The 13,509-nt window shown below is 67.1% G+C and carries 12 protein-coding genes and 1 tRNA gene; 12 read left to right on the forward strand and 1 reads right to left on the reverse strand.

What is annotated here, in order from left to right:
• Positions 1-60: 60 nt before the first annotated feature.
• Positions 61-1,782: a sensor histidine kinase gene (locus FPY90_RS00440; protein ID WP_498683244.1), complete on the reverse strand. Its 1,722-nt coding sequence runs from the start codon at positions 1,780-1,782 to the stop codon at positions 61-63.
• A gap of 212 nt (positions 1,783-1,994) precedes the next feature.
• Between FPY90_RS00440 and FPY90_RS00445 the strand changes: the two genes are divergently transcribed.
• From FPY90_RS00445 to FPY90_RS00500, 12 genes are all read left to right on the forward strand, one after another.
• On the forward strand, positions 1,995-3,311 hold the full coding sequence (locus tag FPY90_RS00445) for a cation:dicarboxylate symporter family transporter (RefSeq protein WP_498683246.1): 1,317 nt from the start codon (positions 1,995-1,997) through the stop codon (positions 3,309-3,311).
• Between the two features lie 247 nt (positions 3,312-3,558).
• Positions 3,559-4,455, forward strand: coding sequence for a ParA family protein (locus FPY90_RS00450; RefSeq protein WP_071216901.1), 897 nt, complete (start codon positions 3,559-3,561; stop codon positions 4,453-4,455).
• A complete protein-coding gene (locus FPY90_RS00455; protein ID WP_498683247.1) occupies positions 4,455-5,369 on the forward strand; it encodes a segregation and condensation protein A in 915 nt (304 codons plus the stop codon). Before FPY90_RS00450 ends, FPY90_RS00455 begins: the two co-directional genes overlap by 1 nt.
• Positions 5,366-6,049 carry an SMC-Scp complex subunit ScpB gene (scpB, locus tag FPY90_RS00460; protein ID WP_083411544.1) on the forward strand — a complete coding sequence of 228 codons (684 nt, stop codon included), beginning with the start codon at positions 5,366-5,368 and terminating at the stop codon, positions 6,047-6,049. Before FPY90_RS00455 ends, scpB begins: the two co-directional genes overlap by 4 nt.
• Positions 6,050-6,058: 9 nt before the next feature.
• Complete coding sequence (locus tag FPY90_RS00465; protein ID WP_071216899.1) at positions 6,059-7,126, forward strand: pseudouridine synthase; 1,068 nt, start codon at positions 6,059-6,061, stop codon at positions 7,124-7,126.
• Positions 7,127-7,130: 4 nt separating this feature from the next.
• Positions 7,131-8,234, forward strand: coding sequence for a prephenate dehydrogenase (locus FPY90_RS00470; protein WP_498683250.1), 1,104 nt, complete (start codon positions 7,131-7,133; stop codon positions 8,232-8,234).
• Entirely contained in the window at positions 8,234-8,896 is a 663-nt protein-coding gene (gene cmk, locus FPY90_RS00475; RefSeq protein WP_498683251.1) for a (d)CMP kinase, read from the forward strand. The genes FPY90_RS00470 and cmk overlap by 1 nt, the downstream gene beginning before the upstream one ends.
• 150 nt (positions 8,897-9,046) lie before the next feature.
• A complete protein-coding gene (der, locus tag FPY90_RS00480) occupies positions 9,047-10,582 on the forward strand; it encodes a ribosome biogenesis GTPase Der (RefSeq protein ID WP_498683253.1) in 1,536 nt (511 codons plus the stop codon).
• Positions 10,583-10,666: 84 nt separating this feature from the next.
• Positions 10,667-10,740, forward strand: a tRNA-Pro gene (locus FPY90_RS00485).
• A 208-nt stretch (positions 10,741-10,948) separates the two neighbouring features.
• Entirely contained in the window at positions 10,949-11,098 is a 150-nt protein-coding gene (locus FPY90_RS00490; protein WP_498683254.1) for a hypothetical protein, read from the forward strand.
• Between the two features lie 430 nt (positions 11,099-11,528).
• On the forward strand, positions 11,529-11,984 hold the full coding sequence (locus FPY90_RS00495; RefSeq protein ID WP_498683255.1) for a hypothetical protein: 456 nt from the start codon (positions 11,529-11,531) through the stop codon (positions 11,982-11,984).
• Between the two features lie 24 nt (positions 11,985-12,008).
• On the forward strand, positions 12,009-13,019 hold the full coding sequence (locus FPY90_RS00500; RefSeq protein ID WP_498683256.1) for a PASTA domain-containing protein: 1,011 nt from the start codon (positions 12,009-12,011) through the stop codon (positions 13,017-13,019).
• Positions 13,020-13,509 lie beyond the last annotated feature (490 nt).

Here is a 13,509-nt window from a genome sequence, read left to right on the forward strand (position 1 = left end):
CCGGTGATTCCTTTGGCTAGGTAGGGCTTCGACACTGTGGCGGGGCGCAGGCGGCCGGGGTCAGGGCCCGTTGCGGCCCCGGGGTCCGCCGCGCGGAGACATCGGGAGGGTCACGGTGAAGATCGCCCCGGCATCATTATCCACTTCCAGCGAGCCGCCCAGGCGCGCGACAGCCTGGCGCACCAGGGCCAGGCCCAGCCCGCGCGAGCCGGACCCGGGAACCACCGGCTTGGAGGAGACCCCCAGCCGGAAGTACTCGTCGAGCAGGTCCGGGTCCACGCCGGGGCCCGAATCGGCGATCGAGATCACCACGGATTCCGCGTCTGCGGCGAAGTCCGCCCACACCCGGCGCAGCTCGGAGCCGGCCGCCGCGTCGAACGCGTTGTCCAGCAGGTTCCCGGTGATGGTGACCAGGTCCCGGGCATCCAGGGCGCCGGAGGGCAGCTGACCGGAAGCGGTCAGGGTCAGGGCGATGCCGCGCTCGTGGGCCTGGGCGGCCTTGCCCACCAGCAGCGAGGTCAGGTACGGCTCGTCGACCGCCAGCACGAACTCGTCGGTCAGCCGCTGGGATTCCTGCCGGTCGGCCACCGCGAACTCCAGCGCCTCGCGCTCGCGGCCCAGCTCGATCAGCGTCGCCACGGTGTGCAGCCGGTTGGCGTGCTCGTGGGTCTGGGCGCGCAGCGCCTCGGTGAGCGTGCGCATCGATTCGAGCTGCCCGGTCAGCGCCTGGACCTCGGTGTGGTCGCGCAGCGTGGCCACGGTGCCCAGCTTGCTTTCCACCAGGCGGCGGCGCAGCGGCCAGCGCACCTTCGCCCCGGGCCCGGTGTCGGGCTGCTCGGCGTTCTGCTGGGAGATCACCAGCACCCGGTCGCTGGTCAGGTGGATCTCGTCGACGGCCCGGCGCCCGGAGGCAAAGAGCTCGGCCACGGTCTCGGGCAGCCCCAGGCGGTCGACCGGCAGCGGGCGCAGCGACCCGGCCGGCGGCAGGCCCAGCAATTGCGCCGCCTGGTCGTTGTAGAGCACCAGCCGCCCCCTGGCATCGACCAGCACCAGGCCCTCGCGCAGCGAATGCAGCGCGGAGAAGTAGTAGGCGTAGAGCCGGCGCAGCTCCTCCGGGCCGTAGCCCAGGGTGGCGCGGCGCAGGTACCGGGCCAGCGCATAGGTGAACACCGCGCCAAGCCCCGCCGCCAGCACCGCCACGGCCAGGATCGCCGGAACCAGTGCGGCCTGGGTGGCGCCCAGGGACTGCAGGGTGACGCCCACCGCCACCATCGCGGTGACGTTCCCGCCGGCGTCCCGGATCGGGGCGATGGCCCGCACCGAGGGGCCCAGGGTGCCGCGGTAGTCCTCGACCTGGCTGTGCCCGGCCAGCGCCTGCTCGACGCTGCCGACGTACTTGCGGCCGATCTCGCTGGCGGTGGGGTGGGTGTAGCGGGTGCGGTCGGTGTCCATGATGGTCACGAAGTCCACCGCCGCGTGCGACACGATGTTCTTGGCAAAGGGGACCAGCGCCCCGGAGGGGTCCGGCTGCTGCACCGCGTTGATGACGAAGGGGTCGTGGGACAGGGTCTCGGCGACGGAGAGCACGCGCTTGGCGGCGAATTCATGGGCCTGGGTCCGGGCGTTGAGGTAGCTGGCCGTGCTGACCACCAGCACCACCAGGGCAACCAGCGCCAGCTGCGCGACGAAGATGCGGGTCGCCAGCGAGTAGGGGGAACGCGCCGGGCTCGCGCTGCGTTCCCTGGATGCGGGGGCGGACGGGCCGCCCGGGGACCGTGGCATCGATGCCACCTTCCGTCTGAGGTGCCCGGTGCCGGGTGCATGGGCGCTGCCTTCAAGGGTGGCACGCGGGCAAGCATGCCATGACCATTATGAACACAAGAGAGATATCGATCACGTTCGCCCCCACCATGGATGAAGAAGCCCGGGCACAGCAAGCGCCACCGCCCCCGCCGCCTCCCCGCAGCAGACATTCGTTCAGAAGGAGCCACCCCATGGCAACGACGCCAACATCGACAGGAATCCTGGACCGGGACCCGATCGAGAACCAGGAAGCACCCGCCAAGAAGGACCGCACCCACTGGCTGTACATCATGGTGATCATCGCCGTGGTTGCCGGTGCCGCGATCGGCCTGTTGGCCCCGGACCTCGGCAAGGCGCTCAAGCCGCTGGGCACCGGGTTCGTCGCGCTGATCAAGATGATCATCGCGCCGGTCATCTTCTGCACCATCGTGTTGGGCATCGGTTCGATCGCGAAGGCCGCCACCGTCGGCAAGGTCGGCGGCCTGGCACTGCTCTACTTCATCACCATGTCCACCTTCGCGCTGGCCATCGGCCTGTTCGTCGGCAACCTGATCCACCCCGGGGCGGGCCTGAAGCTGCAGCCCTACGAGGGGGCCGCCGGCGGAACCGAAAACGCGACCGTCAAGTTCCTGCTCGAACTGATCCCGGGCGACATCCCGGTGCTGCCCACCTTGGTATTGGCCCTGTTCGTGGGCTTCGCCCTGCAGTCCATGGGCAAGAGCGGAGAGCCCGTCCTCGGCGCCATCAAGCACATCCAGGCCGTGGTCTTCCGCCTGATGATGATGATCATGTGGATCGCCCCGATCGGCGCCTTCGGTGCCATCGCCGCGGTCGTCGGCGCCACCGGCTGGGCCGCCATCGGCTCCATGGCCATCCTCATGGGTGCCTTCTACGCCACCTGCGCCCTGTTCATCGTGGTCATCCTCGGCTCTCTGCTGCGCGCCGTGACCGGGCTGAACATCTTCGCGCTGCTGAAGTACCTGGCCCGCGAGTACCTGCTGATCTTCTCCACCTCCTCCTCCGAGTCGGCACTGCCGCGCCTGATCGCCAAGATGGAGCACGTGGGCGTCTCCAAGCCGGTCGTGGGCATCACGGTTCCCACCGGCTATTCCTTCAACCTCGACGGCACCGCCATCTACCTGACCATGAGCGCGCTGTTCGTCTCCACCGCCATGGGCATGCCGATGAACCTCAGCGAGCAGATCTCCCTGCTGGTCTTCATGATCATCGCCTCCAAGGGCGCCGCCGGGGTCACCGGCGCAGGCCTGGCCACGTTGGCCGCCGGCCTGCAGTCGCACCGCCCGGAACTGCTTGACGGCATGGGCGTGATCGTGGGCATCGACAAGTTCATGTCCGAGGCCCGCGCACTGACCAACTTCACCGGCAACGCCGTGGCGACGCTGCTGATCGGCACGTGGACCAAGGAAATCGACATGGAGCAGGCCCGCGCCGTGCTCGCCGGGGAGCGTCCCTTCGACGAGCTCTCGCTGACCGCCAACGAGCACTAGCCGCAACGCGCAGCCACGGCCGCCGCGCTCGCCCACGCGAGCACGGCGGCCGGTGCCGTTAATGCCGTGCCCCGTTGGCGCGGGCGGCGCCGCGGGCACGGTTTCCCGGCCCGCCCATAACATTGGACTTCAACTTCAAGGTAAAGGCTCGCCGCGACCCCGATGGGGCAAAGCCCGGCGCGAAACCTATACCCTTGAAACTAACAGTCAACCAAATCGCACAACGAACGGAAGCGTGGTTCATACCGTGAGCGAGGAACAGGGCAGCAAGTCGCGAGGCGCGGGTTTGCTCAAGGAGCCGACCCCCTTGGGACCCACGGGTCGCCCGATGACGATTTTCCCCGAGCCCTTGCCCCTGGAATCCCACGGCCCGGCCCGCGTGATCGCCATGGTCAACCAGAAGGGCGGGGTCGGTAAGACGACCTCCACCATCAACCTGGCCGCGGCCCTGGCCGAATACGGGCGCAAGGTGCTGCTGGTCGACTTCGACCCGCAGGGCGCGCTGTCCGCCGGCTTCGGGACCAACCCGCACGAGCTGGACGTGACCGTCTACAACGTGCTGATGGACCGCAAGACCACGATCCGTGACGCCATCATCACCACCGACGTGGAAAACGTCGATCTGCTGCCGGCCAACATCGACCTTTCGGCCGCCGAGGTCCAGCTGGTCAACGAGGTCGCCCGCGAGCAGGTCCTCGAGCGCGCGCTGCGCTCGGTCACCGACGACTACGACATCGTGCTCATCGACTGCCAGCCGTCCCTGGGACTGCTCACCGTCAACGCGCTGACCGCCGCCCACGGCGTGATCATCCCGCTGACCGCGGAGTTCTTCGCGCTGCGCGCGGTGGCGCTGCTGGTCGAAACCATCGAGAAGGTTCAGGACCGGTTGAACCCGGCACTGTCCATCGACGGGGTGCTGGCCACGATGTACGACCCGCGCACGCTGCACGGCCGCGAGGTCGTGGGCCGGCTGGTCGAGGCGTTCGGGGACACCGTCTTCGAGACCGTGATCCGCCGGACCATCAAGTTCGCCGACGCCAACGTGGCGGCCGAGCCGATCACGTCCTACGCGACCAACCACCCCGGCGCCGAGGCCTACCGCCAGCTGGCCAAGGAACTGATCGCCCGTGGCGGCGCCCCGTAATGACGGCACCCGCCGCCGACCCCCTGGCCACCGCGCCGGTCCCCGAGAAGGAACCGGCCGGTGGCTTTCGGGTTTCGCTGGAAAACTTCACCGGTCCCTTCGACCTGTTGCTCTCGCTGATCGCCAAGCGCGAGCTGGACATCACCCAGATCGCCATGGCCGAGGTCACCGACGAGTTCATCGCCTACCTCAAGGCCCTCCAGGCCCGCGGAGGCGCCAAGGCGCTGGATGAGACCACCGAGTTCCTGGTCATCGCATCCACGCTGCTGGACCTGAAGGCCGCCCGCCTGCTGCCGAACACCGATGCCGAGTCCGACGAGGACATGGCGCTGCTCGAGGCCCGCGACCTGCTCTTCGCCCGGTTGCTGCAGTACAAGGCGTTCAAGCACGCCGCCGGCTGGATCTCCGAAAAGCTGCTCGACGAGGCCGCCAGCTTCCCGCGCCAGGCGGGGCTCGAGGCGCACTTCGCCGCACTGCTGCCGGAACTGCTTTTCAAGACCACCCCGGGGGAGCTGGCCCAACTTGCCGTCGCGGCGCTGGCGCCCAAGGCCCCCGAGCCCACCGAGGTCGGCATTGCGCACCTGCACGGCGGCAATGTCTCGGTGCGCGAGCAGGCCGCCATCCTGGCCTCGATGCTCAAGGAGCGCGGGACCCTGGTGTTCGGCGAGCTGGTCGCGGACGCCGCCAGCCACCTGGTGGTCGTCGCCCGTTTCCTGGCCCTGCTGGAGATGTACCGCGAGCAGGTCATCGCCTTTTCGCAGGACGCCCCGCTCCAGGAGCTGGCCGTGCGCTGGTTGGCGGCCGACACCGACTGGGATCCGGCCGCACTGCACGAGGAATACGGGCCCGGGCCCGGCATCGACTCCGAGACATCCGCCACGTTGGCACCACCCGCACAGAGGGAAGAACCATGAACGAACCCGTCACCGCCCCGGCCTCGGCACACCCCGCAGCCCCGGCCCCGGTCCCGCCGCGGGAGGCCGCCGAGGGCCAAGGCTCCGTTGATTCGCTGCCCGGGGGACTGGAAGCGGGCATCGAGGCGGTGCTGATGGTCATCGACGAACCCATCTCCGCCGGCCACCTCGCCCGCGTGCTCGAGGTCGGTGAGGAACGCGTCACAGCGGCCCTTGAAAAGCTGCGGGCACAGTATGATGGTGGGGATACACCACGCGGTTTTGAGCTGCGTGAACTGGCCGGCGGCTGGCGCATCTTCTCCCGACGTGAATTTGCTCCCTTCGTTTCACGCTTCGTCATCGACGGCCAAACGGCAAGACTTACCCAGGCAGCGCTGGAAACTTTGGCAGTGATCGCCTACCGGCAACCGGTCTCCCGCGGCAGGATCGCGGCGATTCGCGGGGTCAACGTCGATTCGGTGGTGCGCACCTTACTCACGCGCGGGCTGATCCACGAAGCACCCGACGACGGTGAAAGTGGTGCCACGTTGTATCAGACCACCTCGTACTTTCTGGAAAGATTGGGACTGGGCAGTATCTCCGAGCTGCCCAGGATCTCCCCGCATCTTCCCGGAGTGGGTGACATCGACGACTACGACGTTGATTCGCCTTGGCAATCGGCGAACCACGAAACAACATAAGGACAGATCATGACCCAGGGATCCCGCCCAGGCCGCGGCAACCAGCGCCCACAAGGCTCCGGCAACGGCCGCGGCCGTGGAGCAACCGGTGCTGGCCGTTCCGACCAAAACCCACGCTCCTCCACCCCGCGATCCGGCTCGGAGCGCGGCACCGAGTCCTCGGCCGGTTCCTGGTCCAAGGCCCACGGCGGCCCGAAGCAGTCCAAGAAGGCCGGGGCCCCGGGCAAGAAGAAGTACGGCGGCCCCCAGGCCTTCGGCAAGGAACGCTTCGGCAAGAACCTGGGCCCGGTCAATGCCGAGCGCACCCGGCCCACCCAGCGGGCACAGGCGGCCGCCGCGCACTCGGACCTCGAGGGCGTGCGCCTGCAGAAGGTCATGGCCAACGCCGGGGTGGCCTCGCGCCGCGTCTGCGAAGAAATGATCGCCAACGGCCGCGTCGAGGTCAACGGCGTGCTCATCACCGAACCCGGCATCCGCATCGACCCCGAGCACGACTCCGTGCACGTGGACGGCATGCGCCTGCAGCTGAACGCGGACATGCAGTACTTCGTCTTCAACAAGCCGCGCAACGTGGTCTCCACCATGGAGGACCCCGAGGGCCGCAAGTGCATCGCGGACTACCTGCGCAAGCAGGGCCAGACGCGCCTCTTCCACGTGGGCCGGCTGGACTACCAGACCGAGGGCCTGCTGATCCTGACCAACGACGGCGAGGCCGCCAACCGGCTGGCCCACCCCTCCCACGAGGTCCCCAAGACCTACCTGGTGCAGGTCCGCGGCCCGCTGCCTTCGGGCATCGGCGCGCAGATGAAGAAGGGCATCAAGCTGGAGGACGGCTGGCAGTCCGTCGACTCCTTCCGCCTGATCGACTCCACCCCCGGGCACGTGCTCGTGGAGGTCATCCTGCACTCCGGGCGCAACCGCATCGTGCGCCGCCTCTTCGAAGAGGTCGGCTTCCCGGTGACCCGCCTGGTCCGCGTCCAGGTCGGCCCGATCCGCCTGGGCGACCAGAAGCAGGGCACCATCCGCCCGCTGGGCAAGCAGGAAGTCGGGCACCTGCTGGCAATGGTGGGGATGTAGCCACATGCCCACCACGCACCTGGCCGGACCGATCCTGGTCATCGGCACCGGGCTGCTGGGCACCAGCGTCGGGCTGGGGCTGAGCCAGCGCGGACTGAACGTCTGGCTCGTCGACCCCTCGCCCAGCGCACAAACCGTCGCACAGGACATCGGCGCCGGCACCATCCACGTCCCGGGGCGCCCGCTGGCCCCCGAGCTCGTGGTGGTCGCCGCGCCGCCGGATGTCACCGCCTCCGTGGTCACCCAGGCGTTGCTGGAGTACCCGATGTCCACCGTGGTGGACATCGCCTCCGTCAAGGGCTCGATCCTGGAGGCGGTGCGTGCCGATGCACGCATCACCGACGAGCACCTGGCCCGCTACGTGGGCACCCACCCGATGGCCGGGCGCGAACGCTCCGGCCCGGCCTCGGCCCGCGGTGAGCTGTTCACCTCGATGCCGTGGGTGATCTGCGCGCACGCGGGGTCGCGCGGCGACTCGGTGAAGACCGCCGAGGCGCTGGCCATCGACCTGGGCGCCACGGTCGCGCGCATGAACGCGCAGGACCACGACGCCTCGGTCGCGCTGATCTCGCACTTCCCGCAGGTCGCCTCCTCGCTGATCGCCTCGCGGCTGCTCAACGCCCCGGGCCACTCGCTGGCGCTGGCCGGCAACGGGCTGCGCGACACCACCCGGATCGCGGCCTCGGACCCGAAGCTGTGGATCCAGATTCTCAGCCACAACGCCGGCGCACTGGTCCCGATCCTGCGCGGCATGCGCGAGGACCTGGACCGGCTTGTCGCCACCCTCTCGGACCCGACGGCCTCCGGCGCGCTGCTGGACCTCGCCCAGCTGATGGGGGAGGGCAACGCCGGGCAGGCGCGGATCCCGGGCAAGCACGGCGCCCCGCCGCAGGCCTTCGCGCTGGTCACCGTCGTGGTCAAGGACAGGCCCGGGCAGGTCGCCAAGCTGCTGGCCGACATCGGGGATGCCGGCATCAACGTCGAGGACCTTCGGGTCGAACACTCCGCCGGCCACCAGGTCGGCCTGGTCGACGTCTCGGTCATCCCGGGACGTCGCGAAGAATTGATCACAGTGCTTAGTGCACTTGGCTGGAAGGTTGCGCAGTAATGCAGAAAATCACGGTGGCCATCGACGGCCCCTCCGGAAGCGGCAAGTCCTCGGTCTCCAAGGAGGCCGCCCGCCGCCTGGGCGCAGCGTACCTGGACACCGGTGCGATGTACCGCGCCGTGACCTGGCATGCGCTGGATGCCGGCACCGACCTGGCCGATGCCGCCGCGGTCGCCGCGGCGGTGAAGGCCGCCGACCTGTTCATCTCCACCGATCCCGACGTGGAAATGGTGACGATCCACGGCACCGACGTGACCGAGACGATCCGCGAGCCGTTCGTCTCCGCTGCCGTATCGGCCGTCGCGACGAACCTGGAGGCACGCGCGGAGCTGGTGGCACGCCAGCGCGCCATCATCGCGGCGCACCCGCGCATCGTGGCCGAGGGCCGGGACATCACCACCGTGGTGGCACCCGACGCGGAGGCCCGCATCCTGCTCACCGCCTCCGAGGAAGCGCGCCTGCGCCGCCGCGGGCTGCAGCTGGGCGGCACCCAGTCCGCCGCCCAGCTCGAGGCCCAGGTGCTCGCCCGCGACGCCAAGGACTCGACCGTGGTCAACTTCCAGGTCGCCGCCGACGGCGTCGTTACCGTGGATTCCTCGGAACTGGACTTCGAGCAAACGGTTGCAACCGTCCTCGAAGCCATCAAGGCCCAGGCCGCCTAGCTCCACCACTTCGATCCAGCACCAACGGATCACACCATCCCCGCCAGCGGCAGCGGTGCCCAGGCACCGAAACACGCGGGCGGGAGACATGCTTGAATTGATACCGGCTTCCGCGTTTGGTGGAGGCACGCAACGCAAAGGAACCACACCATGAGTGAGAGCCTGCTTCCGGACGAGGGCGCCGAATACGTCCCGTTCAACGAGGACCACATCGCCGACCGCCTGGCCGAGATCAGCGACGAGGATGCCGACGCACGCGCCACCGCGCTGCTGGCCGGCCTCGACGACTACGAACTGGACCCGGAGGACGCCGAACTTCTGGCGCACCTGGGCGACGACTTCGACGACGACGCCGACGAGGTCATCCCGCCGGTCGTGGCCATCATCGGGCGCCCCAACGTGGGCAAGTCCACGCTGGTCAACCGCATCCTGGGCCGCCGCGAGGCCGTCGTGGAGGACGTCCCGGGCGTGACCCGCGACCGCGTGTCCTACCAGGCCGAGTGGCTGGGCAAGAAATTCACCATCGTTGACACCGGCGGCTGGGAGCACGATGCCAAGGGCATCCACGCCCGCGTCGCCGAGCAGGCCGAGGTCGCAGCCGACCTGGCCGACGTCATCCTCTTCGTCGTGGACTCGCGCGTCGGCGCCACCGCCACCGACGAGGCGGTCGTGAAGATGCTGCGCCGGAAGAAGAAGCCGGTGCTGCTGGTGGCCAACAAGGTCGACGACTTCAACCAGGAATCCGAGGCCGCATTCCTCTGGGGCCTGGGCTTCGGCCAGCCCTGGCCGGTCTCCGCCCTGCACGGCCGCGGCGCGGCCGACCTGCTGGACGCCGTGGTGGCCAAGCTTCCCGAGTTCTCCGCCTTCGGCGGCATCATCCCGCGCGGCGGCCCGCGCCGCATCGCGCTGATCGGCCGCCCGAACGTGGGCAAGTCCTCGCTGCTGAACAAGATGGCCGGTTCCGAGCGCGTGGTCGTCGACAACGTCGCGGGCACCACCCGCGACCCGGTCGACGAGCTCGTCGAGCTTGGCGGCGAGATCTTCCGCTTCGTGGACACCGCCGGCATCCGCCGCCGCCAGCACATGGCGCAGGGCTCGGACTACTACGCCTCGCTGCGTACCCAGGCCGCCCTGGAAAAGGCCGAGGTCGCCGTCGTGCTCGTTGCGGTGGACGAGGTCCTCTCCGAGCAGGATGTGCGCATCCTGCAGATGACTATCGATTCGGGCCGTGCCCTGGTGCTCGCTTTCAACAAGTGGGACCTGATGGACGACGACCGCCGCCGTTACCTGGAGCGCGAGATCGAGACCGACCTGGCGCACGTGGAGTGGGCACCCCGGGTGAACATCTCGGCGAAGACCGGATGGCACAAGGACAAGCTCGTCCCCGCCCTGCACACGGCCCTGGAGTCCTGGGACAAGCGCATCTCCACCGGCAAGCTCAACACCTTCCTGGGCGAGCTTGTGGCGGCGCACCCGCACCCCCTGCGCGGAGGCAAGCAGCCACGTATTCTCTTCGGCACCCAGGTGTCCTCGCGACCACCCCGTTTTGTGCTGTTCACCACAGGTTTCTTGGATCCCGGGTACCGCAGATTCATTACCCGCAGGCTTCGTGAGACCTTCGGCTTCGAGGGTACGCCCATCGAAGTGGCGATGCGGGTGCGCGAAAAGCGCCAGCGTTCGAAGTAGTCGAAAAAATAGGGTAGGGTAATCACGGAGCTTTTCGCAGACGGCACCTTCACGAGAGTGAGGGAGAACGGCTGCGAAAGCAACCGGGCTATGGCGCAGCTTGGTAGCGCGCCTGACTGGGGGTCAGGAGGCCGTGGGTTCGAATCCCGCTAGCCCGACCGGTTACAACCCCGGCAGATCAACGAAGTAGCGTTGAACTGCCGGGGTTTTTCCATGTCCGGGGGCATGGTGTCACTTCCGCTGGTTTCCTGGGATTGCTGTTGGTCTACCGGAACCGAAAGCGCCCACGATTTCGATGAGATGAATCCGCGGGGCGAGTACCTGTGCGAACCTGGTTGGTCGGTCCGATATCGTATGTTCGTTCCCATGGAAAGTATCGAGGTGCAGTGGACGACTGCCGGGCAGCCGCTTCGGGTGCGCCGGCAGGGTCGCGTGTGGAATGTGGTGGCGCAGCCGGTGCGGTGGTTCGAGCGCTTCGCCTGGTGGGAGACGGAGCTGCGGGTGCCGAACGGGTGAGCCGTTCCGGATCGACTCGCTGGTGTGGCAGGTGCAGGTCTCCCTCGGTGCCAAAACCTCGGACATCCTCACCTGGGAGCTGGTCCATCACGCGCTCACCGGTGGCTGGCGCGTCCGGGGGCCCGGCGGGGCAGCAGCTTAACTTAACGCAGAAATGCGCCCCACCCTCTGGCGCCGGAGAGCGTCCGGATTCTTGACGCGCATCCAGAACTCCTATCGTTCGAGGTTCAAGTGCTTGCGATTGCTTCGCATGATCAGCATCCCTTTCTTCTTCGGTCTGACAATTTCACTATGCACGACTGCATACATGCATGGTCAATGCCACAAGTGGGAAAGTTGGCGCCAGACCTGCAAGGATGTATTGGCTACTTGTCAGAAACCAGCTTGTGCCACTTGAGCAAGTGCCGACGATCTAGGAAGACTCAAAGCCGTGAAACAACCATCAACGCTTCACGAGCTAGTCGACGTGGCGATTCAACACCACGGCACGTCGGCGCGACAGCTCGCAATGAAGGCGCCAGCGGCTGGGCATCAGATCGTGTATGGGACGCTGAACCAGATCCGCAACGGCACATACAAGTCGACTCCTAGTGATTGCACGATTAGGGCGATCGCGTGGCTGGCCGGCGTTAATCTTGAAGCAGGTAGCCATGACATTCAGGACAGGCTCCAAGCGAATCCACCCAGCAAGCGCACTCTTCGTGCCGTTGGCCCCAGCCGTGAGGTAGGCCACGAACAGAAGATCCCACACCCGGATGATTCAGACTTCGAGATCCCGCCGCCGATAGGGCAGCTCGCCGCACACCCGTCTTTCAAGACCCATCACGAAAAGTTCGATGAGGTACACGGCGAGCGCGGCGAAAAGAATCAAGATCCTGATTTTTAGTTGACCACTAGTTGGGGGAGCGTCATGTTTTACAGGAAGAGCGTCAAAACTGCTCTGGGCCTGCTGGTTTGCGGCTCACTGCTGCTCGTCGGATGCAGTGCAGCAGTCGGTGAAGGTGCCGGGCCGAGCTCCGGGGACTCGTCGCCGGTTATCGCTGCCCCCTCGAACGGAGCGGTGGCGGGGATCGTGCGGGCGCCGGCAGTCGTAGGCCTCTCGGCATTCGAAGGCGCGGGGCTTCTCTCCGCGGGCGGTTACGTCGTCGAATCCTTCCTGGAAGATGATGTCGTCGTCAAGGATGACCAGGCTCTTGGCGCCGAGGAGCTGAAGCGCCTGATTGTGGTGGAGCAGGTGCCTGCGGCGGGACGCGTTGTGGAGCCTGGGCAGATTATAGAGCTGACATTCGGCGATCCCTTGTGGGGCCCGGAGGCCGCAGGTGTTGACGCCCCGTGGGAGATTTCCTGCAACAACGGGGAATACGGTGACGGCAACGTCCACGACAGCTTCGCTGAACTCAGCGAGGTGTGGAAGAGCAAATCGTTCAAGGAATTCACCACCTGCTCTGTCGAGTACGTCGCTACGGCCGAGTGGGAACCGACCAAGGAAGAGTCTCGGATCGCCAAGATCGCGAACGAGCACTGGGATGGCGACGAAGTACCCGTGAACGCCTATGCCACGGCAATGGAACACTGCGCCGTACCTCCTGCCTACGAAGAGGATTGGGGCACGATACCCCTGCCGTGGCTGGAAGCAGCGGCTGAGCTGTGCCCGAAGGCCCCATTCCACAAGGAACTCGCGGCATGGGCCACGGGGGCAAAGTTCACCCACGGCGACTATGTCGTTGGCGAAGACATCCCAGCGGGAACCTACCGCAGCAGCAAGAAGATCAGCGACTGCTATTGGGAGCGTGCCACGCCCAATGGCAAGATCATCGCCAACAACTTCATTATCTACGCCGCAGCGGGAGCGGTCGTCACCGTCAGAAAGGGCGAGTCGTTCAACGTCGAAAAGGAATGCGAGGTCTGGACGAAGCAGTGAACCGACCAGTGGCCGATGTGAGCAATTAAAATTGTCAGCCTGGCCCACGGCTCGGACGCTTAGTTTTCCTGGCTCGTAAGATTGGCATCGCCACATTGTTGGAATATATGTTCAGTTTATGTTTCAACCTTGGGGAAGCTGCGCCAGCTGGCGCACATTGCGATTATCTGGACGCGCCCACGCTCGCACGCGTCCGCAGCCACCGGCGGAACCAGCCGCATCTGGCTGGATGCGGGACTCGCACAGATCGAGCGCCGCTGCGCACTTCTGCGGGTTTCCGATTCGCTACTTGGGCTGCCAACACCCAGGCAACGCCCCGGAGGCGCTTGCCTTGGGGCCCATCGCTGGATTGTTGCCGCCTGGCCGTGGTGCAGGCCGTTTCCCCGGTGTCTGGGTTTGAGGGCCGGAGAGTTCCCTCCAGATGCCCCGGAGCCGACGAACGCCGGCGGATGGTGGCAGCCTCGCCGCAGGGGCAACAGCAAGGCGCCCC

Source organism: Arthrobacter sp. C2, assembly GCA_024207135.1.
Classification (GTDB): Bacteria; Actinomycetota; Actinomycetes; order Actinomycetales; family Micrococcaceae; genus Paeniglutamicibacter.

What these genes read in the sequence shown, in the direction of transcription:
- FPY90_RS00440 (WP_498683244.1), bottom strand. Translation starts at nt 1,782, where the DNA reads ATGCCACGGTCCCCGGGCGGCCCGTCCGCCCCCGCATCCAGGGAACGC.
- FPY90_RS00445 (WP_498683246.1), top strand. Translation starts at nt 1,995, where the DNA reads ATGGCAACGACGCCAACATCGACAGGAATCCTGGACCGGGACCCGATC.
- FPY90_RS00455 (WP_498683247.1), top strand. Translation starts at nt 4,455, where the DNA reads ATGACGGCACCCGCCGCCGACCCCCTGGCCACCGCGCCGGTCCCCGAG.
- scpB (WP_083411544.1), top strand. Translation starts at nt 5,366, where the DNA reads ATGAACGAACCCGTCACCGCCCCGGCCTCGGCACACCCCGCAGCCCCG.
- FPY90_RS00465 (WP_071216899.1), top strand. Translation starts at nt 6,059, where the DNA reads ATGACCCAGGGATCCCGCCCAGGCCGCGGCAACCAGCGCCCACAAGGC.
- FPY90_RS00470 (WP_498683250.1), top strand. Translation starts at nt 7,131, where the DNA reads ATGCCCACCACGCACCTGGCCGGACCGATCCTGGTCATCGGCACCGGG.
- cmk (WP_498683251.1), top strand. Translation starts at nt 8,234, where the DNA reads ATGCAGAAAATCACGGTGGCCATCGACGGCCCCTCCGGAAGCGGCAAG.
- der (WP_498683253.1), top strand. Translation starts at nt 9,047, where the DNA reads ATGAGTGAGAGCCTGCTTCCGGACGAGGGCGCCGAATACGTCCCGTTC.
- FPY90_RS00490 (WP_498683254.1), top strand. Translation starts at nt 10,949, where the DNA reads ATGGAAAGTATCGAGGTGCAGTGGACGACTGCCGGGCAGCCGCTTCGG.
- FPY90_RS00500 (WP_498683256.1), top strand. Translation starts at nt 12,009, where the DNA reads ATGTTTTACAGGAAGAGCGTCAAAACTGCTCTGGGCCTGCTGGTTTGC.